General features: G+C 68.0%; 17 protein-coding genes and 4 pseudogenes. 5 read left to right on the top strand and 16 right to left on the bottom strand.

Annotation, left to right across the window (positions count from 1 at the left end):
• Positions 1-23 precede the first annotated feature (23 nt).
• Entirely contained in the window at positions 24-2,198 is a 2,175-nt protein-coding gene (locus OHA25_RS16915; protein WP_327588528.1) for a hypothetical protein, read from the top strand.
• A gap of 400 nt (positions 2,199-2,598) precedes the next feature.
• Here the strand turns inward: OHA25_RS16915 and OHA25_RS16910 are convergent, their stop codons facing one another.
• The 3 genes and pseudogenes from OHA25_RS16910 to OHA25_RS61395 all read right to left on the bottom strand — a co-directional run.
• Positions 2,599-3,513, bottom strand: a complete 915-nt coding sequence (locus OHA25_RS16910) for an NmrA family NAD(P)-binding protein (protein WP_327588527.1) — start codon at positions 3,511-3,513, stop codon at positions 2,599-2,601.
• Between the two features lie 54 nt (positions 3,514-3,567).
• On the bottom strand, positions 3,568-4,041 hold the full coding sequence (locus tag OHA25_RS16905; protein ID WP_327588526.1) for a VOC family protein: 474 nt from the start codon (positions 4,039-4,041) through the stop codon (positions 3,568-3,570).
• 204 nt (positions 4,042-4,245) lie between these two features.
• Positions 4,246-4,380, bottom strand: a pseudogene (locus OHA25_RS61395) (CBS domain-containing protein); the annotation flags it as partial.
• Positions 4,381-4,665: 285 nt separating this feature from the next.
• Between OHA25_RS61395 and OHA25_RS16900 the strand changes: the two are divergent.
• Entirely contained in the window at positions 4,666-5,049 is a 384-nt protein-coding gene (locus OHA25_RS16900; RefSeq protein ID WP_327588525.1) for a carbohydrate kinase family protein, read from the top strand.
• Between the two features lie 252 nt (positions 5,050-5,301).
• On the opposite strand, the gene OHA25_RS16895 is transcribed toward OHA25_RS16900, so the two are convergent.
• Entirely contained in the window at positions 5,302-7,428 is a 2,127-nt protein-coding gene (locus OHA25_RS16895) for a hypothetical protein (protein ID WP_327588524.1), read from the bottom strand.
• A 349-nt stretch (positions 7,429-7,777) separates the two neighbouring features.
• Here OHA25_RS16895 and OHA25_RS16890 point away from each other — a divergent pair, with 349 nt between their 5' ends.
• Entirely contained in the window at positions 7,778-8,653 is an 876-nt protein-coding gene (locus OHA25_RS16890; protein WP_327588523.1) for an alpha/beta hydrolase, read from the top strand.
• A 261-nt stretch (positions 8,654-8,914) separates the two neighbouring features.
• Here OHA25_RS16890 and OHA25_RS16885 read toward each other — a convergent pair whose 3' ends face one another.
• The 5 genes and pseudogenes from OHA25_RS16885 to OHA25_RS16870 all read right to left on the bottom strand — a co-directional run.
• On the bottom strand, positions 8,915-9,589 hold the full coding sequence (locus tag OHA25_RS16885) for a hypothetical protein (protein ID WP_327588522.1): 675 nt from the start codon (positions 9,587-9,589) through the stop codon (positions 8,915-8,917).
• 92 nt (positions 9,590-9,681) lie between these two features.
• Positions 9,682-9,966: pseudogene (locus tag OHA25_RS16880) on the bottom strand (IS982 family transposase); the annotation flags it as partial.
• 46 nt (positions 9,967-10,012) lie between these two features.
• Entirely contained in the window at positions 10,013-11,293 is a 1,281-nt protein-coding gene (locus OHA25_RS16875) for a transposase (protein WP_327588520.1), read from the bottom strand.
• A gap of 56 nt (positions 11,294-11,349) precedes the next feature.
• Positions 11,350-11,652: pseudogene (locus OHA25_RS61390) on the bottom strand (transposase domain-containing protein); the annotation flags it as partial.
• Positions 11,653-11,741: 89 nt separating this feature from the next.
• Positions 11,742-11,969, bottom strand: a pseudogene (locus tag OHA25_RS16870) (transposase); the annotation flags it as partial.
• 107 nt (positions 11,970-12,076) lie between these two features.
• Here OHA25_RS16870 and OHA25_RS16865 point away from each other — a divergent pair.
• Positions 12,077-12,466, top strand: coding sequence for a hypothetical protein (locus OHA25_RS16865; RefSeq protein ID WP_327588518.1), 390 nt, complete (start codon positions 12,077-12,079; stop codon positions 12,464-12,466).
• Positions 12,467-12,876: 410 nt separating this feature from the next.
• Here OHA25_RS16865 and OHA25_RS16860 read toward each other — a convergent pair whose 3' ends face one another.
• The 7 genes from OHA25_RS16860 to OHA25_RS16830 form a co-directional block, all read right to left on the bottom strand.
• Positions 12,877-13,011, bottom strand: a complete 135-nt coding sequence (locus OHA25_RS16860; RefSeq protein ID WP_327588517.1) for a hypothetical protein — start codon at positions 13,009-13,011, stop codon at positions 12,877-12,879.
• A gap of 127 nt (positions 13,012-13,138) precedes the next feature.
• A complete protein-coding gene (locus tag OHA25_RS16855; RefSeq protein WP_327588516.1) occupies positions 13,139-14,233 on the bottom strand; it encodes a hypothetical protein in 1,095 nt (364 codons plus the stop codon).
• Positions 14,230-14,373 carry a hypothetical protein gene (locus OHA25_RS16850; protein WP_327588515.1) on the bottom strand — a complete coding sequence of 48 codons (144 nt, stop codon included), beginning with the start codon at positions 14,371-14,373 and terminating at the stop codon, positions 14,230-14,232. Before OHA25_RS16850 ends, OHA25_RS16855 begins: the two co-directional genes overlap by 4 nt.
• Positions 14,374-15,062: 689 nt before the next feature.
• On the bottom strand, positions 15,063-15,605 hold the full coding sequence (locus tag OHA25_RS16845; RefSeq protein WP_327588514.1) for a hypothetical protein: 543 nt from the start codon (positions 15,603-15,605) through the stop codon (positions 15,063-15,065).
• 268 nt (positions 15,606-15,873) lie between these two features.
• Positions 15,874-17,022 (bottom strand): pentapeptide repeat-containing protein, encoded by a 1,149-nt coding sequence (locus OHA25_RS16840; RefSeq protein WP_327588513.1) that lies wholly within the window; start codon positions 17,020-17,022, stop codon positions 15,874-15,876.
• A 5-nt stretch (positions 17,023-17,027) separates the two neighbouring features.
• Positions 17,028-19,142, bottom strand: coding sequence for a heavy metal translocating P-type ATPase (locus tag OHA25_RS16835; protein ID WP_327588512.1), 2,115 nt, complete (start codon positions 19,140-19,142; stop codon positions 17,028-17,030).
• Positions 19,135-19,539, bottom strand: a complete 405-nt coding sequence (locus OHA25_RS16830) for a helix-turn-helix domain-containing protein (protein ID WP_327588511.1) — start codon at positions 19,537-19,539, stop codon at positions 19,135-19,137. Before OHA25_RS16830 ends, OHA25_RS16835 begins: the two co-directional genes overlap by 8 nt.
• 258 nt (positions 19,540-19,797) lie before the next feature.
• Between OHA25_RS16830 and OHA25_RS16825 the strand changes: the two genes are divergently transcribed.
• Positions 19,798-20,682: an RNA polymerase sigma-70 factor gene (locus OHA25_RS16825; RefSeq protein ID WP_327588510.1), complete on the top strand. Its 885-nt coding sequence runs from the start codon at positions 19,798-19,800 to the stop codon at positions 20,680-20,682.
• Positions 20,683-20,762: the final 80 nt, after the last annotated feature.

Below are 20,762 nucleotides of genomic sequence, written 5' to 3'. Positions count from 1 at the left end.
GTCCGGCCCGTTATGCCCTAGCTATGCGCATCCTCTCCGTCGTGCTGTCCACCTTCTTAGCCGCCTCGCCGGTCCAGGGGACCGTCACCGACTTCGGCGTCCAGTCCGCCGCGCTCACCGTCCACGAGGGCCACTTCGGCACCGGCCAGGACGGCCGGCCCGCGGTCTTCGCCATCCAGATGGGCACCCCCGGCGTCGTGGCCGAGGTGGACCCGGTGACCCGCGAGCTGCGTGACACCGTGCCCCTGCCCGGCTCGTCGGGCGGCTGGGGCATCACCCAGACCGCCGACGGCACCGTCTACGCTGGCACCTATCCCAACGGCCACCTCTACTCCTTCAAGCCCGGCGCCGACGTCGCGACCGACCTCGGCCAGGTGGTGCCCGGCGAGACGTACGCCTACGGCCTGCAGGCCGGGGCGGACGGCACCGTCTACGGCGGCACCTACCCCGGGGCGCACGCCTTCTCCTACTCGCCGTCGGCCGGCTTCCGCGACCTGGGCGCGATGTTCCCCGGCCAGCAGTACACCGTGGACGTCGCCGTCGACACCGACCGGCACCTGCTGTGGGCGGCCATCGGCTCGGCTGGCCACCTGATCAGGCTGGACCTGGCCACCGGCGAGAAGCGCGACATCTGGCCCGAGGCCCTGCGCGGCGACGCCAGCTACCCCTACGACATCAACCTCGTGGCCGGCAAGCTCTTCGTCAAACGCAGCAAGAACCAGGCGCTCGTGCTCGACCCGGACACCGGGGCCGTGCTGGCCGACGGGTTCACCATGAACTCGCGCGGCACCACCAAGACCGCCGCCGGCGGCTACGTCTACTTCACCTCCAGCGGCGCGCTGTGGCGTTACGACCTGGCCGCCGACCGGCCCGAGCCGGTGCCCGGCCCGGTGAACGCGGGCGGCCCCGCGGTCGGCTGGGGCTTCGTCGACGGCAAGCTCTACGCCGCGATCGGCAACTATGGCGGCGACGCCTTCTCCTACGACCCGGCCACCGGCGCCGCCGAGCGCTTCAAGCTGCCCTTCCCGCACCAGCCCATCGACATCGCCAACATCACGGCGGGGCCGGACGGCAGGATCTACACCAACCTGTTCATCAACGGCAACCTCGCCGTCCTGGATCCAGCCACCGGCACGGTCACCCAGCTCGGCCGGACCGGGCAGACCGACGGGTGGTTCTGGAAGGACGGCAAGCTCTACCTCGGCGTCTACCCCAACGGCTCGATCATGCACTACGACCCGGCGCAGCCCTTCGTGTCGGGCACGAACCCGCGCGAGCTGTTCCGCCTGATCGGCGACGGCCAGAACCGCCCCGTGGCGTTCGCCTCCTCCGGCAGCAAGGTCTACATCGGCAGCACCCCCGACTACGGCCTGTGGGGCGGCGCGCTCACCGTCTACGACGAGACCACCCGCACCCACACCGTCCTGCGCGCGCCCGTCACCGACCAGGGCGTCACGTCCCTGGTCGTCCTGGGCGGCACGCTGTGGGGCGGCACGTCGATCAACGGCGGCGGCGGCACCACACCGAGGGCGACCGAGGCTAAGCTGTTCACCTACGATCTGGCCACCGGCGCCAAGCGCTCTGAGTACACCCCCGTCCCGGGCGCGCGGACGATCACCTCGCTGATCGAGGGGCCGGACGGCCTGCTGTGGGGCCTGGCCGACGGCACGCTCTTCCTCGCCGACCCGGCCACCGGTGAGGTGGTACGACGGGTGAAGCTGAGCACCGGCTCGGGCAGCGTGCCCGACGAGCTGCACCTCAACGCGGACGAGCACGTCTACGCCGCGCTGGACGGGAAGCTGCTGCGGATCGACCCGCTGTCGAAGGAGGTCACGGTGGCGGTGGAGTCGGGCGTTCACCGGAGTGCGCAGGACGGGGCCGGTAACGTCTGGTTCCGCAGTGGCACGAAGGACGCCGACGGTGTCATCCAGGGTGGTGCTCGGCTGCTGCGTTACACGCCGCCTGTCGATGCCTGTCCGCGTTCGGACTTGTCGCCGACGGTCACGATCAAGGATCGGGACAGCGGGGTCGCCAACCGGTACCGGGCCGATGGGTGCACGGTCGAGGATCTCATCGAGGACGAGAAGTATTCCGGTGGGCAGCTGGTTACCCATGTGGCCAGGAAGAGTGCGGAGCTGGCGGCTTCTGGGCTGATCACGGCTCGGGAGGCGGGGCGGATCATCGCAGCAGTCCGCTAGCCGCCACCTCGACACCAGCCACCTCGACACCAGCCACCCGCTGACCGTCACCCGCTGGCCGCCGCCCCGCTGGCCGTCATCGGGTGGCGGTCACCGGCGGTTGGTCGTCATCGGGTGGCGGTCACCCGACAGCTGGCCACCCCGGAACCCCACCCGGAAACCCCCGACCCCACCCGGCCCCAGACCCCGCCGCCCGACCCCACGCCGCCCCGCCCTCACGCCGCCCCCGGGCCGCCCGACCCGGCCTCCGGCGCTCGCCCTCCGGCCCGGGCCTTACACTGCGCGGTGCCGGCGGGGCCCTGTCCGCTCTCCGGAACAGGAGGACGCCGATGGTGCAGCTGCCGATCGGGTACGTGCATCGAAATCCTCCATTGCGTGGCCGACGTGTCTCACACCCGGCTCAGCCCAGGTAGAAGTCCCTGCGAGCGGCCACGAACGCCTCGATCGTTTGCGCAGGTACGCCCGTCACGCGTTCCACGGCGTCGGACGCGGCGTCGTAGCGGTTCTCTTGGTGCAGTCGGATCAAGATGGTGGCGAGGTGCTGTTCAACGTGCGGCGGCAGGCCCGCTTTGGCGAGCACCTCGGCCCGCCACCGGTCCAGCGGCACGTCCACATAGGACACCGGACGATCCAATGCCCGTGAGAACTCCTCGGCCATCTCGGTCATGTCGACCATGCGTGGCCCGGCCAGCTCGTAGGCGTGCCCGACGTGCGGAGCCGGGTCGCGGAGCACGGTGGCGACCACCCGGGCGACGTCGTCCACGGCGACCGGCGCCGTGCGCCCGGTGCCGAACGGCAGCGCGATCGTGCCGTTCTCCCGGATCGACCGGGCCGCCAGTGTGGTGAACAGCGGATTTTCCAGGAAGACTGTCGGCCGGATGTGTACCACTGGCAGGCCTGACCAGTCGAGTACCTGCTCCGCCAGCCAGTGCAGCCGGTGCTGGTGCGACTCCGCAGTGCCAGTGCTGGTGGAGGTCATCTCCGACACCGCCATCTGTGACATGCCCACCAGAGCGTCCAGCTCCCCGCGTTCCCGCGCCACGGTGGCCACCACGGTCGTCGCCAGCAGATGGTCCGGCGACACGGGCATCGTGAAGTACATCCGCCCCACACCCTCCAACGCCGCCGCCACACTCTCCGGCCGGGTCAGGTCGCCGACGACGACCTCCGCGCCGAGGGCACGCAACTCGGCCGCACGCTCGTCGTCGCGGCGGACCATCGCGCGCACCGGCACGTTCTGCGCGCGCAGTTGGTCGAGCACCGTGCGGCCCGTGCCACCGGCGCCAGCGATGAGAACAAGGTTGCTGGCAACCATCGGTCACTCTCCTGAGTAGCTGAGTAGCTGAGTGGAGGTGTGATCAACGTGCTGTCACCGTCCGGGGGCCCGCTGCTTCACCTCCTGGAGTCCCCAGCCGTTCCCGTCCGGGTCACGGAAGGTGACGTAGGAGGCGTAGGAGGCACGGTCGGGGTGTGGGCCGGCCAGCCGCTCCTGGCCCTGGCCACGGTGGACGACCCCGTCGGCGTCATGGCCGTGGTGGAGGAGCCCTCCGCCGTCGTGGAAGATCTCGCTCACCTCGACGCCGCGGCCGACGAGCTCTGCACGGGCTTTTTCGATGTCGTCGACGACGAGGTACAGGCCCTGGGCGGAGCCGGGCGCGGCGGAGGTGAGGCCCTTGCCGAACATGATCGAGCACTCTGAGCCGGGTGGCGTGAAGTGCACGAGCCGGAAGTCCTCACTGAAAGTTTGGTCGACGTCCAACCGGAATCCCGCAGCCTCGTAGAAACTCTTGGCCCGATCGACGTCGGAGACGGGCAGCACGATGAATTCGAGTTTGAGGTCCATGTGGTGTCCTTGCGTTCTTGACGTTGCTGAGGTGGCGTTGGCGGGATGCGGGCGCGGATGGCCAGAGCCGCCTGGTGGATCCACTCCCCGACCTGCGGGGCGAAGGCCCAGGCGCCGACGAGCACCTGGTGGTCGCGGTCGGCGAGCAGGCCCAGAGCCCCCCACATCGGCCCCGCGGTCGATGAGCTCGGACCGAGCCGCGTCACGGTAGGTAAGGACACCCTCAAGCGGACCGTCCCTCCGGGCCACCGGAAGCGCCTCCATGTGGACATTCCGAAGCTTGCGAGCGGCGTCGAGGACTGTGTCGTCCTCGCTCACAGACTCGCTGACAGCTCTCATCAGATCGCGCGCTGTGCCTATTTTCGCCTCATTTCCTGGGCGTCTTGCTTCCTCCCCCGGACTCCCTCAAGCCACATCTAAAGACCCTTCATCGATATTTGGCGCGCTGTCCCTGGCCGATCCCGGGACGACCTGCTGCACACCATCACGATCCCCGCACAAGCCGTAGCGTCGGGAGATATCGTCTACTTCGCAGCCTGGTACGACGCTTTCACCGCCGCAGCCCAAGCCATGGCCGCCGCAGGAGCGCTGGTCACGAGTGTTCCGCCAGGCACGATCCCCGCCATGCAGTATCTGATCGGATCCCGCAACGACTTCGCCCCTGTCCCCACGAAAACCACCAGTGTCGTGACGGAAGGCGCCAACGGCCTAACCGTCTACTCGTCAGGCAAAAGCGATCATTACCCAGCCATCTCAGTAGATGTAGTGGACGCGACCGGTGCGGGTGATGCCTTCGCCGCAGGCCTGCTTTGGGAGGTCAGCAACGGGAAGACCTTGGCCGAAGGGGTGCATCTCGGGCTCGCCTGGGCCGCCACAACCGTCCAGATGAGATCGTCCATGCCAACCACACTTCAGATACCCCAGGCCGGGAGCACCAGGCGGAGATCAGATTCGCCACCAGATGCGGAAGCCGACGATCAGGTCGGACGAGCTAGCCCAGAAGATTAGGGGAGCTGACGCCCAAGCGATCTCTATCGTGGAGCCGCACCTACACGAGGAACCACCCTCGTTGGCGTCGATTACGGCATGAGGATCGCGTGGCCATCGAGATCGACGACCAAGTCATGGCTGACATTCTGCGAAGGTGCGTCCACCGAGGCTTCCTACACGAACGGTTCTTGCCAGCTCACAGGCAGTAACGCGCCAGCACGTAGGCGTCCGCGTCCCGGTCCTGGCCGTCAACCGGCGAGGGGCCACTATTCAGTCGTTCTCGACCTCGTTGAGGTCCGCGAGCAGTTCATCAGCCAGCTCACGCGCAAGCTGATGACCGCGCGACCGCGCTCGCATCCAGGCTTCGCGGGCGCCAGCCTCGTCCCCTTCCTCGCGGCGGAGGTATCCGAGATAGACGAGGGCAAGGGGTGTCACCTCCGGATGGCCAACGGCGGTGATCCGCTCCAGGTGCTGTAACGATTTGGCCGCCCGTACGCCCAGCCGCGCCATCGTGCCTGCGCTCGCATAATCGTCCAGCCGGAACTCGAAGGACGCAATGAGCCATGGCTCGCCGTTCTCGTCACTCCACGTTGTCGCCCGTCCCATCGCTTCATACGCCCCCTGCCGGTCGCCGGTCTTGTCCAGGTGGACACCGAGACAGAGGGCGGCGGCTGTGGCGAGCTCCGGGTCCCCGGCATCCATAGCCTGGCGGTAGGCATCGGCAGCGGATTCGGGGTCGTGGTCGGAGAGTAGGTCGCCCATCGCGATCATCGCCTTGATGGCCTGCCGCGGATGGCCGTGGCCGATGGTGTGCTGGAACGCCTCGCGCGCCTGCTCAACGTCCCCCCATGACTCCAGCCAGTAGCCCAAATGACGGCTGGCCCTGCCCCCGTACCAGGGATGGCCGGAATCCCTGGCCCGCTTGAACCAGACCACCGACTCCTCCCGCTCGTCCAGTTTGGCCAGTAGGACTCCCAGCCGCATCTGTGCGTGCGCAACGGCCTCCGGCCAGCCCGACGCGGCGGCCAGCTCGTACTCTCCGCGCGCTGCCGCATAAGGGAGCTCGCCCGCGTCCGCCAGGGATTCGAGGACCAGCCCGAGCGTGGCCCTTGCCGACGCGCTCAGCTCGTCCCCGCCCTTCTCAACCACCCGGCGCAGCGCGCGCTCGGCTGCGCCGAACTGGCCGTAGTCATAGGCGGTGCTGCCCACGTCCGACAAGGCTGCGAGGTCTTCATCGCCGAGGTAATCGGCGAGAGCGTCCCATACCTCCGGCCGCGGCGCCTCGGGCTCCGTGGCGCGGTCCGCGGCGTCGACGAGGTAGTCAAAGGCCCGATACAGGCCGTCCCCTTGCGGTATGAGCATGCTGGTCGTGGCGTATGAGCTATGTACGGCCCACTCCAGGGCGTTCTCCCACGGCTCGGGCCGCAGCACCACGCCGCCCGGTGCCGCCCGCAGATAGTGCTCGTGAAGAGAGCGGAGAAAGTCCCGTGTCACGCCTTCGGTGTAGCCGGCGCGTCGCACGTCGACCGCTGCGGCGACCAGGGCCGCGCCGCGTATATGGGCGCTCGATAGGGATCGCGCGGCATCCCAGTCTTTCAGGAGTTGAGGGCCCGCGGCGATGTATTCCGCTACGCCGAACTCGTCCGCGTGCGCCAGCGCGTCGGCGATTTTGCTGTTGCCCTCTGCCTTTCTCGCTCTGGCCACCTCCCGCTCGCTCCAGTGGAGAGGAAGGGAAATCCGCTTGGCCCGCCCCAGCACCTGACGGCCCATCCGGCGGTACTCGGTCTCCCGCTCGTCGCCGCCCGCCTCGTCGGCCCGCGAACCGAACTTCTCCAGCTGGCCCGTACCGATCGTGCCCAAGATAACGACCGCTTGCTGTTGGAGCAGGTCGTCAACCATGCCGACGGTCAGCCGCGCGCTGCCCAAATAGCGTTCGACATCGTCAAGCCACAGGACGCTCGGGCGGTGCCGACGGGCGAGGGCGACCGCCTGGTGGATGTTCTCGGACAGGTACGGCGCGATCAGGAAGTGGTCAGGTAGGGACGCGCGCATCGCCTCGAAGGCGGCCCTCGTCTTGCCGGCTGTGGAGTCTCCGATGACGAGCACGAATCCACCTGCACTCAGAGCCTGCTCGATGTCCCGGCTGGCATCACGCCGGATAAAGGGGACCTCGTCGGCTGGGCCTTCGGCGCGACCGTCCCGGTGGTCCAGCGGCGCCACCCGTTCTACGTCGCGAACGCGCGGCAGCCGATCGTTGGGGCCTACGAACGTGTAGCCGAGCCGGTCCATATCGGCTGCCTGGGTGCGTCGCTTGGCCCACCCCACCAGTGCGGGGGCGAAAGGCAGCAGAGCGAGGACGCCGGTCAGCCACGCCGTGTACTCCAGCCCCCGCAGCACCAAGGCCACTGTGACCGCCACTGCCAGAGCGAGGCTGCAGAGCATCACGACTACCCAAGGCCACCATCTCGGCATGGTCAGATTATGAGTCCTGCATGATTTCGCTGGAAGAGCTCCCCCACTGAGCCGGATGCAGGCGCAGGCTCCATCGCAGACATACGCGCCCGTAGGACCATTACGAACTTATGCGGATGATCTCGAAGGCCCTTCAAACTCGTCAGCCGCGATCATTGGTCCCCTTCGTCACTCTCTACAAGGCTCGCCGGACCGAGACCACCAGGGGGATGTCGGCGCTGGAGCGTCGCCGGAATCGGTGCGCCGCAGGCGTGACCATGGACAGCCTGGCGGCATGGCCGATCGTGGCCGGGCGGCGGGAGATCAACCGGCGGCGGGCATCACCGTCGCCGGCCCGGCCGTCCGGATAATTGACTCGCCGCGTCAGCGGGAATGCCGATGTAATCCCGCCATGCGCATCACCTCAGAAACGTTCGCTGACGGCATCCGCGAACAGCTCTTCACTATCGGAGACATCCCCGGGGTGCTCTGGACGCCCGCCGAGGGCTCCGGTCCCCGTCCGCTGGTCTTGATCGGGCACGGCGGCGGCCAGCACAAGAAGGGATGGGAGGTCGTCTCCCGGGCCTTCCCCTACGTCACCTCCTGCGGCTTCGCGGTCGCCGCGATCGACGCCCCAGGTACCGGCGACAGGCCGGAGCACCCGGAAATCCGGCGGCTCGTCGCGCTCATCCAGGAACGAGAGGCCGCGGGCGAGCCCTTCGGCCCGGCGTGGCCCGCCCTCAACGAAACCGTGGCGGCGCAGCTCATACCCGACTGGCAGACCACCCTCGACGCGCTCCAGAAACTGGACTCCGTCGGCGACAGCCAGCCCGTCGGGTACTACGGCCTGTCCCAGGCCGGTGAGATGGGCATCCGCCTCATCGCGGCCGAACCTCGGATCACAGCTGCCGTCCTCGGCCTCATCGGAAGCGACTGGCTCACCGACACCGCGGCGCGGATCACGATCCCGGTCGAGTTCGTGCTGCAGTGGGACGACGAAGGCAATCCGCGGGACTCAGTCATGAAACTGTTCGACGCACTCGGCTCCGCCGAGAAGACCCTGCACGCCAACCCCGGCAGCCACTTTCGAGTCCCGTCCTTCGAAATCGACAGCTCGATCCGATTCTTCGCCCGGCACCTGGGTAGCCCTCGCACCGCGAGCAGCTCCTGACACCACCGGCGCCACGCCGACGCACGGTCCGCCGCCAGTGCCATGCCCACTTCCGCCGCTAGCCGCGGTCACGCCTACGGCGCAGCGATTCCGGCCAACGCGCCACCGACTACAGGGCAAACGTCAACTGAACACAGCACCAGCCAAGTCGACTCGCAAGCTCAACGGTTACACCACACCCAGGAACTCGACCCAGGTCGGATCCATAGCGTGAGCCTGCCATTGTCACGGTATGTAATCTGTGACAGAGGATGTGGTGGGTCACGCCGTGTCGGGACGGCGCACGCTTCCTTCCGGTGTGAAGCGAAACGTTTCCCTGAAGGACGCCGTTCCGCAGCGGACGGCCAGGAGGATGGGCTCACTGTAGATCGACGACAAGGTCCACCCGCTCTCTCGGGAGATCTCGTTCCAGAGATGGAAGGAGATCATCGGTTCCGTCAGCCGTTCGGACACGTAGGCAAGGGTCTTGCCGTAGTAGGGATTGCTGCCGCCGAAGAGTACGGAGGGCGGGCCGAAGGTCTCACGTACGTCGGTGAGCGTGCGATCTTGAGCGGCCCAGGCGGGTAGTTCCTGACGCATGGATGCATAGTCCTCGGCCGTCAGCGTTCTGTCGACGTCCAACCAGCCGAGATTGCGGGCGAACTCCGCATAGATCGAGGCGACGCCGTATTCGTAGTTGTTACCAGGCACGACAGTCCGGAACGCTCCGGTGACACCGAGCGAGTTGGCGGCGCCCCGGGATTGCAGCGTTCGCAGTTCCTCCGCCCATGCCTCATCCTCGCCTTCCGCGTAGGCCAGGTGATCGAGTAGCAGGCGCAGGGCCATCTCGCCACCGAACATGCCAGGACGGCGAAGTGCCTGGTTGAGCTGCTCTATGAGGTAGGTGCGGATCTCGGTCGAGGAGCGTTGCCCGGAGGATGTCGGCATGGCGATCATTCTTGTCCTCGCCAGGGTGAGACGCATCATTGGCGCCTGCCGTATGAGCGTCACCGGATGTGGTGGTCGCCTAGATGATCTATCCCAAGGGGTTAGTGAGCGTAGGCGATCAGTGAACGTAGGACGGTTTGTCCGGTGGCGTCGTTGTGCCAGATCGCGGCGGTCAGCGCGAGGATGCGTTGCATGACGCGGGCTATGACCCCTCCGGGTGTGCGCCCTCGGTGCCGTTCGAGGTCAAGCTGTCCCTTGAAGGTCTCGTTGATCGATTCGATGACCTGCCGCAGCGGCTTGAACAGGGCTGCACCAGGCCGTTCCCGTTCACCTTTACGGGCCGACCGCAGCAACTGGACTCCACGCTCGGACAGTTCGCGTTCGAAACTGGAGTTGCCCCAAGGCCAGGTAGTTAGCGTTTTCGGGTGCCTGTCAAGGAGGTGGCAGGGTGGGCACGGCGGTGTAGAGGCCCGGGCTGATCTTGCGGATGAGTCCGGTTGCGGACCATCGGGACAGTTGCCGATACATGGTGTTCAGGGTGATGTCGCCGAGGTGGCGAGCGATGTCGCGGGCCGGCCAGGGGCGGTCGGGGTCTTGGTGGAGGAGGGCCAGGACCCGTTGTTTTCTGCGGCGGTCGGCCGAGGCGATGGGTCGCTCGTCTCGGGATGCGGTAGGCAGTGCGGGCGGGGGCGGCAGGAGGGTGATGTCGAGGCGGGTGATGGCGCGGCTGGTGTCGGGGCGGCCGTCGTCCAGCCGTTCGCCGTAGCGGGAGATCGGTGATTTGACCTTGCGGGTGCTGATTCGTGGGCGTCGTGGCGGGAGCAGCCTGGCCAGCACCCGGCGTCCGATCGTTCCGATGGGGTCGGGAGCTTCCGGCAAGACGCCTTCGGCTTGGATCACCAGGTCACGGGCAGCGTGGAAGGCGATGGTGAACCCGCATCGATCGGGATCGGTTCCAGGGCGGGACTGCGCTGCGTCGACCATGACGGTGCGCAGCAGTTGGTAGAGCGTGAGCAGCGCCCACATCTCCTGCTCGACGCCGACCGGGTCGCCCGACCTCAGCACGCGGCCGCGCAGGATCGTGTGCCGGAGCGCGTAGTAAGCCGATTCGTGTTCCCAGCGCTGGTGATACAAGGAGACCAGGGCGCCGGCCGGGTGGCGGCGGGCGTTGGTCAGCGTGGTGACCAGCCGGTAGGAGGCGTCGAAGACGGTGCCGTCAGTGCAGGTCACGGTGATCTGGGCGTCGACGATCCGCACCAGGACCGAGCCGATCACCGACAGGTAGGAGCCGTCTGCCAGGCGGGACAGGACCGGGACGCGGCGGTTGCTGCGCAGGCGGCCGACGACCTGAGCTCCGGTGCCCGTCACCGCGGCGAGGAAGTCGTTGCCATCGAATCCCTTGTCCCACAGCACGAGCATGTCCGGCCTCAGCAGGTGCAGCAGCCGCTTGGCGTATGCGGTCTCGCCCGTGGCGGTTGGCCCGAAGACCGCGCCGATCATCGCCCGGGTGCCGGTCTCCACCAGGGTCATCAGCTCCAGCTGGGGATAACCGCCATGGGCCAGCCGATCGAGCCAGGCCCGGTTGCGGCTGGTATCGGGGACCTTGAGGGAGCTGCAGCCGTCGAAGGAGACCGTCCGGTAGCGGCCGAACCGCACCCCGGGCGTCGTCGGCCGTGCCAGCGGGCCGCACAAAACCTCGAACAGCACCTGCATCGGCGCTCCGCCCACCCGGCGGCGCAGGTCGCGTAACGCTTTGCGGTCGGTGAGACAACAGTGGGCAGTCCGGCCAGAGCGCCGGTCATCTTGTCCCAGACAAGCAGGTAGCCGACCTCCGGAAACAGGCACATCGCCAGCAGGAAATACACGCCGACCCGCGAGGGAAGCTCTCGGATCCGGCGCTGCACCCGGCCCGTTTCCGCCAGCACCGCATCCACCAACTCGAACGGCACAACCTGCGTGAGCTCTCCCAGATGCCCCGGTGCGAACACCCCCGCGGCCACCCGCACCACCCGGGAAATGACAGACTGATCCCGCAACGGGACTCCACTCTTCAGATGATCTTCGCCGAACATCTGATCTACAGGAGTCCCGTTACCCGTCTCAGCCGATTGACAAGAACCAAATCCTCTTAACTACCTGGCCTTGGGGCAAGACCCAAACCACGGCCGAAGTAGTTCTTGTCGCCGATGAGAGTCTGTCCGTGGCGCTCTCGCAGGAGCTCGCATTCGGCGGCCAGGAGGTCGGGGAGGGTCTCGCGTTCGTTGGCCTTGGCCCCGGTCAGGGCGAAGGCGATGGGCAGGCCCTGAAGGGTGCAGACCAGGTGCAGGCGCAGGCCCCAGAAGAAGCGCCTGTGGCTGGCGCAGTAGCCGTATTCGGCCCAGCCTCGCATAGAGTGCGGTCGCGAGGGTGTCCACGTCGTTCGCCATAAGACGATCTTGGACACCCTCGTTCTCGTCTCCGCAGGCACCCCTTGGACCACACCATCAGGAGGAACCAGTGTCATACCCGCAACAGCTCACCCCCGAGGAGAAACTCGCCGACGCGAAGAAGCAGCTGAGCCTCCCGCGTATCGTCGTGATCTGCGGCTCCACCCGTTTCATGACCGAGATGACCGAGGCCGATCTGCGGGAGACCAAAGCCGGAAAGATTGTCGTCAAGCCGGGTTGCGACATGAAGTCGCCGCACGAACTTTGGTCCGATCCTGTCGAGGCCGAGACGCTGAAGGTTCGACTCGACGATCTGCACCGAGCGAAGATCCGGCTCGCTGATGAGGTGCTCGTAGTCGGCGACTACATCGGAGACAGCACCCGAGCCGAAATCGCCTACGCCCGGTCGCTGGGCAAGCCCGTACGGTTCACGCACCCCCAAGTCGACCCCGACGCCTGACCGCCCACCCCCACACCCTCCGCAGGCACCCCTTGGAATTGATCATCTAGAGCGAAGCGGCTCCATGGGCTTCCGGCGTCAGAGACGATGCGGCTGGTTCGCTGGTTGCTGTAGCCGAGCGTCACACGGCGTGGGCCCGAGCCAGCAGGTCCCCCCGTGCGCGCGAGCCGGTGCTCAGGGGCGTCGAAGCCCCCGTGTGCAGCTCGGCCAGCGGGTGTCACCACAGCCGGCAGATCATCGAAGGGACGTCGAAGATTAAGCGCCGGAGGAGAAAGTCAGGTCGATGAGGGCGCTCGGGCGGGGCAGCATGCCGGTGAGGGAGGAGGCCGGAGCCACCAGCGCGGGACGGGGGGCTGAGACGCGGCCGGTGGGCGCCTGTGCCGCTATCCGGTCGACGGGCGGCGCGTGAGCTATGGATCCAGAGCGTTATTGATCTTGCCGTTGATGTGCTCTTGCTGGCCATCGAGGCGGGAGCTGTCCGAGGCGTTCACGCCGACGGATGCCGAGGTGGAGTGGGCGCGGACAAGACGCAGGATCAGCAGCATCTACTGGCCCTGGTGGTGTGGTTGAAGTCCTACCAGCGGCTGGGGTACTTCCCAAAGGTCGAGGATGTGCCGCTGCTCAGGAGGCGTTGACCGAGAACAACGGTGATGCTGCCCTGCGGAGCGCCGTTCAGCCCTGGCGGCGGAAGGTCACGATCGACTCGGAGTCGCCGTTCACGACCGACGTCATCAGCCAGATCTGTGACGTACCCGGGATGCGCTCGATCTCGGCACGGGTCACCACGCCGGGCGAGGGAGGCAGCTCGCTCCTCCAGGTACGGCCGTTCCAGTGCAGGATCGCGACGTAGCTGGGCCGGCGGACCTCGTCCCAGCCGGCGATCCACACGTCGTCGGGGCCGAACGCGGTCACGCTGTGCAGCTCCCCGCCAAAACCCGCCGGGAGGGTGACGCGCTGCCAGGAGCCGCCATCCCAGCGCAGCACGAGGGGGTTCGCGCCGGCCTTGCCCACCGCCCACACGTCGGAAGGGCTGTTCTGCCAGATCGCGTTGAGCGTGCTTTCGGGTACGGCGGGCACCTTCGCCTCCTGGAACCGGCCGTTCCTGCCGTGCCAGATCATCAGCCGCTCGTTCCGCCGCCCGGCGATCCACGTGTGGCCGGAGCCCCCGTCGACCGCCGTCAACTCGGTAGTCTGCTCGTCCAGGTCGAGCACCTTGGTGAAGCGGGCGCCGTCCCACAGGATGGCGCCCGAGTAGGAGATGATGACCGCCCGGCTCCCGTCCACCGCGACGTCCCGCCCTGCCTGGGGCGGCTTGTGACGGCGCCAGGCACGCCCATCCCACTGCAGGGCGAGGGGATCGTACGCGGAGCTTCCCACCGCCCAGACGTTGCGGGGGCCGTCGGCGTCCACTCCATGCAGGCTGCCCAGCCGTTCGGGGACGACGTTGCGCCAGCGGGAACCGTCCCACCCGCGCAGCGTCCCCTTCACGTTGTCCTCCCAGCCGTGGTAGCCCACGGCCCAGGCCGCGCCAGGGCCCGCGGCGGCGACGTCGTGCAGTCCTCTTTCCCACCGGTCGTCGTGGGGCAGCCCGGGGACGCGCTGCCACTTCGTGGACAGGGGGATCTCCTCCAGCGGTGGCCCAGGGCTGATCGTGACCACGGGCGTGCTCGCCGACGAGGCGGTCACCGACGTGGGGGCCGGCGTTGGCTCCGCGGTGCAGCCCAGCGTCATCAGGCAGATCAGGACGACCAGCGGCCGCGCCCTCACCGGCTTCTCCTCATCACGAAGGACCGCTGTACGCCGCCCGCGATCCACGGCACGCCGTCCACCACGGCCAGCTCCAATCCGCAGGAGTCACCGGCGCGCACGTACTCGCGCGTCCACGCACCGTCGTAGTGCAGGATCATCACCTCGCCCGGCCGTGCGAGGTCGGCGCCGTCCGATCGAAAAGGCCAAGGTTTGAGCCCTTCACCACATCTACCGGGCTACCAGTCGCCCAAGTGCCGCATGCCGCCCATGTGGCGGACGCCGCCGCCCACGCTCCGAGGTGCCCAACCGCCCGTGTCGCCCGCGGCCCAGCCGCCTTGATCACCGTGTCTCATCATGCTGGAGAGGGTGGCAGACCGTCGATCTGGCGAGCAAGACCCTGCCGGCGGGTTCTGGGATGGCGAGCTGGCGACAGTCCACTTCGCATCTCCTGGAACTGCTGCCAGAAAGTGTCATTGAACCCGAACCATCAGTAAATTGATCTTCGCTAGGGCCTGCGCGCGCCCCGGCCGCGCGAGCGAACGCGCAAAAAGGCGCAGATAGAGCGTGCATTCGGCCACTGACATCCTGCGGTTTCTCGGCCGCAGGTCTTTTGCTTTCCAGACCCTTGATAGGTCACCGAGCACACCCGTAGGACCATGATCACGGGATATGCGGGATGATCTTGATGACGTTTCCTCAGGTCAGGAACTGATTCGGGCCATCTGGGTCTCCAGCAATCCCCCACAACCGCCCGAACCGCGGGACCAGAGCCATCGCGCCGGCCTCCGACAGCTCGACATCGCCAAAGCCGTCGCTATCAGATGTGCCATACAGCCTGAGATCACAATCAAGCTTCGCTGATAGCGCAGGTGTGCCGGAGGCTGTACTCGGCGGCGCGAAGAAACAAGGCCGTGTAGAAGACGACAGTGGGATCGTCCCGTCGGTGGCTGTCGAGGGATTGGGCTGGATCGAACCAGGCGGTGAGAGCAAGACCGGTGGAATCGATGGGCACACTGGGCGGAAGATCGACCCTCGCAGCCAAGAGCCGCATCACCTCCTGGGCACGATGTGCACTGCGGACGGTCGTGGTGTCGCTGTACATCGATGGCACGGGCAGGGTGATAGGACCGTCGAACTCGACGGGAATGAGGATGTTCCAGTCGAGCACCGCATTGATGTCCTCCTGGCTCAGCTCACGCTCACACAGTTCTCCGAAGCCGTCCATGGACCAGATCAGCTTCTCTTCGAACGTCCGCTCAGCGGTGCGCGGCTCGGGCATGAACGGCGCCAGGCCGCGATCGGCGAGCGCGAAGTCCAGCGCTGATCCGAGCTTGAGGAACCGCTCGCTGTTCCACCTCTCGAACGTGACTTCGCTGAGGTAAACACCCACACGCCGGACCCTAACCCGCTACGCGCGAAGCGATGCGGCTTACTCCCTCCACGGGCTCCGGGATTCCCCCGCCCTGGGCACGCTGCTGCCCGTAGGCGGTCGTAGGACCATGATCACGTGATATACGCGGGATGATCTTAGGCCGTTTCCCCAGGTCACGCGTAGGTTCATGCGTCACTCTGGCCGCCGAGACGGCCCTCCAGGAAGGATTCATACCGGCTCTGACTCTCTTCGCCCCCACAGGACCATCCTGCCTAAGTAGGCGGCCTCAATGTCGATCAGTGTGCAACTCAACTTCTGCCGGCGAGGTGTTCTCCGTGGTCGTCGCCGTGACGGCGAACTCGTCGTAGGTCCTGGGACGGATGGGTGGGAGCGATCGCGGCCGTGCTGGTTTGATCAGGGAGGTATCGAAGCCGTCAGGCCATGCGGTGGTCTCGTCGAAGACCACCCGTTTCAGCGAGGCACCGGTCAATACGGCGCCGCTCAGCGTGGCGCCGCGGAGATCGCTGTAGTCCAGGCGAGCGCCGCGCAGGTTGGTGTTTCGCAGATCAGCCTTGCTCAGATCGGTGCCCCGGAGGTCCATGCCCTCGGCGATGGCTCCGGTCAGGACGGCGTCACGTAGGTCGGCTTGGTAGAGGATCGCGTCAGCAAGGATCGCCCCCGCTAGCCGCACTCCGGTGAGGTCCGCACGAGTCAGGTCAGCTCCGACGAAGGAGGCTTCGGTCAGATCGCTGAAGTGGAGATCCACATCGCGGAGCCGGGCGGAGGCGAGGTTGGCCTTGGGCAGGACCACGCGGTCGAGGCGGAGCACCTGACCTGGGGTTTCACTGATCATGAAGTATTGGTCGAGGGCTGAGATGAGCCGGTCGGCCAGCCCCGGGGTAGTGATCGCCGCCCATCGTCCGGCGACGTGGAGGAACCCGGAGAAGTGCTGTTGGGCTGTGGTGAGCAGGCTGGAGAGCTCGTCGCGAGAGATCTCGATGGACGGAGAGTCCTCATCGTGCTGCCGGAGCTGGATGACGTGACCCACATGTGTGATGTGTGGCGTGGGGTCATGGCCGAGCCAAGCTCCTTGCCCGCGAGCCACGTTCCACCAGTCCCGCCAGTTCTCCAAGCCGAAGCAGCAACCGGGCGAGACGCTGACGTTGGTGGTGGTGTCGCGGAAGCGCAGCCCGCCCGGAGCGATCAGTCCTTCAGCTTCGGCGAGATGCTGTTCCAGATGCGCCTTGGTCAGGTCGGCGGCGTGGGTGACGGGGATGCCGTTGTAGCTGAAGATGACTGCCATGGCCGTCCCGACGTCGGCGGGAAACATCCGGCCGGAGAGGGCGAGAAGGCGGTCGCTCGACGGCTCCGCGATCGGCCAGGCCGTGAAGTCCACCGCATCGCAGGTCTCCAGGACGACTTCGACGATGACCATAGCCGTCAGTATCTAGGCATTGCGCCTGCGTGCGGTTGGTGAAGGTGCGAGGAGGGCTCGCCAGCACGTTTAGGCGGGCAGCGGCCGTCGGTGCACGCGCCGGTCTGGTCGCTGCCAGGCCCGTTGGCGCCGGTCGCGATGGGCAGGAGTGTCCTCCTGCCGGCCGGTTGTGGGACTGTGCGGGCGGTGTGGGCCCGGGCGGCGGCGCGGAGCGCGGCGTGGTGGGGTAGGCGGGTGCGGCGGCCGGCGCGGATGCCGTTGGCGATGACCAGGACCTCGGCCAGTTCGTGGGTCGCGACCACGGTGGCCAGGCCGAGCACGCCGGTGGCGGCCAGAGGGACGAGGGTGATGAGGATGCTGCCGGACAATAGCAGGTTCTGGGTGAAGATGGCGCGGGCGGCGCGGGTGTGGGCGATTGCGTCGGGCAGTCGGCGCAGGTCCTCGCCCATGAGGGCGATGTCGGCTGCCTCGATGGCCACGTCGCTGCCCATGGCGCCCATGGCGATGCCGGCCTCGGCCGTGGCCAGCGCCGGGGCGTCGTTGATGCCGTCGCCGACCATGGCCACCGGTCCGCGGGCCTTCAGCTCGGTGACGATACGCGCCTTGTCGGCGGGCAGCAGCTCGGCGCGTACGTCGGTGATGCCGGCGTCGGCGGCGATCGCGGCGGCGGTGCGGGCGTTGTCGCCGGTGAGCATGACCACCTCGATACCCTGCCGCTTGAGCTGGGCGACGGCCTCGGCGGCCTCGGGGCGGACCTCGTCGCGGACGGCGATCGCGCCGAGCAGGGTGCCGTCGTGCTCGACGAGGACCACAGTGGCGCCCGCGTCCTGCAGCCCGGTCACCTCTGTGGCGAGCGAGCCGGGGGCGATGAAACCGGGCTTGCCCAGCCGGGCGGGACGCCCGCCGATGGTGCCGCGCAGCCCGCTGCCGGGTACGGCCTCCACTTCGCCGGCCGGTTCGGGGTCGGGCCGGGCGGCCAGGATCGCGGCGGCGAGCGGGTGCTCGCTGCGCGCCTCCAGCGCGGCGGCCACGGTCAGGACGTGGTCGCGGTCGGTGCCGGGTGCGGACACGACGTCGATGACGGCGGGCTCGTTGCGGGTCAGGGTGCCGGTCTTGTCCAGCGCCACGATCGTGACCTTGCCCAGCGCCTCGACCGCGGCTCCGCCCTTGATGAGCACGCCTGCCTTGGATGCAGCGCCGATCGCGGCGACCACGGCGACCGGCACGGACAGGGCGAACGCACACGGCGCAGCGGCCACCAGCACCACCAGGGCGCGCTCGATCCACACGCTGGGATCGCCCAGCAGGCTGCCGGCGACGGCGACCAGCGCGGCCAGCACCAGCACGCCGGGCACCAGCGGGCGGGCGAAACGCTCGGCCAGGCGCTGGCTGGCGCCCTTGCGCTCCTGGGCCTCCTGGACGATGTGGACCAGCCGGGCGAGTGAGTTGTCGCGTGCGGTGGCGGTGACGGTGATCTCCAGCGCTCCGGCGCCGTTGACCGTCCCGGCGAAGACCTCCGCGCCGGGGCCGACCTCGACGGGCACCGATTCGCCGGTGACGACCGAGGTGTCGAGCGCGCTGCGGCCGGAGGTGACGACGCCGTCGGTGGCGATCTTCTCGCCCGGCCGTACGAGCAGGACGTCGCCGACGCGCAGGTCGGCGACCCCGACCTCGGACTCGGTGCCGCCGGGCCGTAGCACGCGCGCGGTCGGGGGCACCAGGTCCAGCAGGGCGCGCAGCCCGTGCTGGGTGCGGGCTACGGCGTAGCCTTCGAGTCCTTCGGCGATGGCGAACAGGAACGCCAGCGTGGCGGCCTCGCCGTACTCGCCCAGGGCCACCGCGCCAGCGGCGGCGATGGTCATCAGCAGGCCGACGCCGAGCCGGCCGCGCAGCAGGGCGCGTAGCGCGCCGGGGACGAAGGTGGCCGCACCGATCACCAGCGCCGCCAGCTCCAGCACCGTCCCCCAGATGCCCGGCGCCAGGAGGGAGGCCAGCAGCAGCGCCCCAGAGGCCGTGGCCGCCTGCAGTTCGCGCACCTGCCAGATCGCCGAAGGCGCCGTAGCGGGCGCGTCCTGATGCGTGTCGCCGGCGGCGTCGGGGGCGCAGCACGCGTCAGACATGATCCGTCTCCTCGCGGACGTCCTGGGTGGTCCAGGCGTAGTCGCCGGGCGTGCAAGCCTCGTCGGCGGGGGCGGTCTCGCCCTGGTCGACGAGCAGCACTAGGGAGGCCAGCTCGGCCAAGGCGTGCGCGAGCTTGGCGTCGGCCAGCTCGTAGCGGACCCGGCGCCCCACCGGCACGGTGCGCACCAGCCCGCAGCCGCGTAGGCAGGCCAGGTGGTTCGACACGTTCCCGCGGGTCATGCCCAACCGTTCGGCCAGGTCGGCGGGGTAGGCGGGCTCGTTCAGCAGCTCCAGCAGCAACCGGCGCCGATTCTCATCCGCCAGCGCGGTGCCGACGCGGGCCAGGGCCTCGGCGTTGACGGCCACGGCGAGGGCATGAGGGTTAGGGCTCTCCATGCCTCCAACGATACAGCCGATCCTGAATCAAGCCAACAGTTGATTCAGGATCGGCTGTATCGTTGACCCTGGGCGGTGTCGGCCTCGGCGGTGGGCCGCTTGGACTGCCGCCAAGCAGATCGAGGTCCGCCCTGACGGCAGAGCCGTATCGGCCGCAGTCGGCAGCCGGGCGTGCACCGCCTACGCCACTCACGCGGGGCGCTCCGCCGATGGCCGGCTCCGAGACCTCCAGGGGAAGGCGGCGAAGGAAGGAGTGAGATGCATGGCCGTCCAGGGGTGGGCCAGCCGGCAATCGAGCGGGCGTTCGCCGAGCACCGCGCGCTGCTGCACGCTGTGGCCTACCGGGTCCTCGGCAGCGTCACCGAAGCCGAAGACGTGGTGCAGGACGCTTGGTTGCGCTGGAGCCGAGTCGATGTGGCGACCGTCGCGGACGCCGAGGGCTATCTGATCCGGGTGGCCACCCGGCTGGCGATCGACCGGCTGCGCAGTGCACGCGTGCGGCGGGAGTCCTATGTGGGATCGTGGCTGCCCGAGCCGATTCTGACCGATTCGGATGCCGCGCAGAACGTGCTGCTCAAGGAGTCGGTGTCGACTGCGATGCTGCTGGTGCTGGAGACGCTCTCTCCGGTGGAACGAGCAGTATTCGTGCTCAGCGAGGCATTCGGGTACGGCCACCACGAGATAGCGCACTTCGTCGGGCGCAAACATGCGACGGTGCGCCAGATAGCGCTCCGCGCCAGGAAGGCGGTGGAGACGCGGCACCGCCGCTATGACACCGATCAGGAGACCAGGCGACAGGTCACCGAGCGGTTTCTGGCGGCCTGTCTCGGCGGCGATCTGGAGGCCCTGATGGAAGTATTGGCGCCGGATGTGACGATGGTGAGCGATGGTGGCGGATTCACCGGCGCCCCTCGCATCGCGATCCGCGGTCGCGAGCGTGTGGCCCGCGCTGTGGTCATCCTGTCGACACGCCGGCCGCACGGATCGCGGACGCGGGTATTCCAGGTCAACGGCGGCCCGGGAATCATCGTCCACTCGGGGCGCACGCCGGTGCTGGCGGTCACCTTCCACCTGGTGAAGGGGACGATCGAGGCGATCCATGTGGTCAGCAATCCCGAGAAGCTGACCGGCGTCGTCCTGTGAGACAGATCACAAGATGGTCTGTCACTTCTGGGGCAGCCGTCTCGTCCGTGTGGCGATCAACCAGCCGATCGTTCTCATGG

Origin of the sequence: Nonomuraea sp. NBC_00507, assembly GCF_036013525.1 — a bacterium.
In the GTDB taxonomy this organism is placed as follows: Bacteria; Actinomycetota; Actinomycetes; order Streptosporangiales; family Streptosporangiaceae; genus Nonomuraea.
This window is presented reverse-complemented; position numbering and strand designations above follow the sequence as displayed.

Bases quoted from the DNA above. Each gene is read 5' to 3' on its own strand.
- OHA25_RS16915 (WP_327588528.1), top strand. From the start codon at position 24: ATGCGCATCCTCTCCGTCGTGCTGTCCACCTTCTTAGCCGCCTCGCCG.
- OHA25_RS16910 (WP_327588527.1), bottom strand. From the start codon at position 3,513: ATGGTTGCCAGCAACCTTGTTCTCATCGCTGGCGCCGGTGGCACGGGC.
- OHA25_RS16905 (WP_327588526.1), bottom strand. From the start codon at position 4,041: ATGGACCTCAAACTCGAATTCATCGTGCTGCCCGTCTCCGACGTCGAT.
- OHA25_RS16900 (WP_327588525.1), top strand. From the start codon at position 4,666: ATGCAGTATCTGATCGGATCCCGCAACGACTTCGCCCCTGTCCCCACG.
- OHA25_RS16890 (WP_327588523.1), top strand. From the start codon at position 7,778: ATGGCCGATCGTGGCCGGGCGGCGGGAGATCAACCGGCGGCGGGCATC.
- OHA25_RS16885 (WP_327588522.1), bottom strand. From the start codon at position 9,589: ATGATCGCCATGCCGACATCCTCCGGGCAACGCTCCTCGACCGAGATC.
- OHA25_RS16875 (WP_327588520.1), bottom strand. From the start codon at position 11,293: ATGCAGGTGCTGTTCGAGGTTTTGTGCGGCCCGCTGGCACGGCCGACG.
- OHA25_RS16860 (WP_327588517.1), bottom strand. From the start codon at position 13,011: ATGCTGCTGATCCTGCGTCTTGTCCGCGCCCACTCCACCTCGGCATCC.
- OHA25_RS16850 (WP_327588515.1), bottom strand. From the start codon at position 14,373: ATGATCCTGCACTACGACGGTGCGTGGACGCGCGAGTACGTGCGCGCC.
- OHA25_RS16840 (WP_327588513.1), bottom strand. From the start codon at position 17,022: ATGGTCATCGTCGAAGTCGTCCTGGAGACCTGCGATGCGGTGGACTTC.
- OHA25_RS16835 (WP_327588512.1), bottom strand. From the start codon at position 19,142: ATGTCTGACGCGTGCTGCGCCCCCGACGCCGCCGGCGACACGCATCAG.
- OHA25_RS16830 (WP_327588511.1), bottom strand. From the start codon at position 19,539: ATGGAGAGCCCTAACCCTCATGCCCTCGCCGTGGCCGTCAACGCCGAG.
- OHA25_RS16825 (WP_327588510.1), top strand. From the start codon at position 19,798: ATGCATGGCCGTCCAGGGGTGGGCCAGCCGGCAATCGAGCGGGCGTTC.